At 64.2% G+C, this 1052-nt stretch carries 1 protein-coding gene; it reads right to left on the bottom strand.

Annotation, left to right across the window (positions count from 1 at the left end; all coding sequences use genetic code 11):
- Positions 1-31: 31 nt before the first annotated feature.
- Positions 32-868, bottom strand: coding sequence for a helix-turn-helix transcriptional regulator (locus DSY14_RS27860; RefSeq protein WP_211719574.1), 837 nt, complete (start codon positions 866-868; stop codon positions 32-34).
- Between the last annotated feature and the right edge of the window lie 184 nt (positions 869-1052).

The following is a 1052-nucleotide window of genomic DNA, read 5'->3' as shown; positions in this document are numbered from 1 at the left end:
ATCCTGTACGGGGTGTGGGCGAGGGCCGAGATCAGGCCTCGTCGAGGTCCTTGAGCATGTCCTTGAGCATCGAGACCGTCTCGTCGGGGGTGGCGGCCGAGACACTGAGCTTGGTCATCGCCTTGGTGTAGGCCTCGACGGTCGCCCGCTTGTCCACGATGTCGCCGTCGGTGAGGTGCTCCAGGTAGAGCACGTCGGAGAGTTCGAAGTCGGAGAAGCGCAGGAGCGTGAAGGAACCGGCCTCCGCGGCGTGCGCTCCCACCTCGAACGGGATGATCTGGAGGGTGATGTTGTCCTGGTTCTCGCAGATGTCGATCAGGTGGCGGAGCTGACCCCGCATGATCTCCTTGCCGCGTTCCCGACCCCCGATCGGCCGACGCACGGCGGCCTCGTCGAGGATGATCCACATCTTCTTGCCACCGTTGAGATGTTCCTGTCTCTTCAGTCTGGCCTGGATGCGCTGTTCGGAGACGGTGTCGGCGTCGACGCCACCGGAGATGATCTCGCGGGCGTAGTCCTCGGTCTGCAACAGCCCGGGAACGAACTGGGACTCGTAGATACGGATCTGGTCGGCCGCCTCCTCGAAGCCCACATAGCGGGTGAACCACTTGTGGAGGGCGTCGCCGTACTCCTTCCACCAACCGGGTTTGTTGGATTCGAGGGCCAGTTCCTTGAATTCCTTCAGGAGCTTACGGTCGGTGACCCCGTACATCTTCAGCAGATCCTCGATATCACGAGGCTTGAATCCGACACGGCCCAGTTCCATGCGGCTGATCTTGGAGGCCGAGGCGCGAATCCTCTCCCCCGCTTCCTCCCGGGAGATGCCGCGGAGTTGCCGGTACCGCCGGAGCTGCTCGCCCAGGAGCATGCGGCGCACGGTGGGGCCACTCCCCTGGCGCAAATGAGCGATATCCACGTTCGCCGCCTCTCTTCTTTCTCCGCACAAGGGTATCGGTTCGCGCGGTCCCCTTTGCCGTGCGACCGGCACACGACGCCCCCACGGTATCGACGGCGTCCCGTTCCCCCCACGGGAACGTCCCCATGGCCCCCAC

This window comes from Nocardiopsis sp. MG754419, from assembly GCF_018207095.1.
In the GTDB taxonomy this organism is placed as follows: domain Bacteria; phylum Actinomycetota; class Actinomycetes; order Streptosporangiales; family Streptosporangiaceae; genus Nocardiopsis.
The sequence above is the reverse complement of the archived record's forward strand: the minus strand, read 5'-3'. Positions and strand labels throughout refer to the sequence as shown.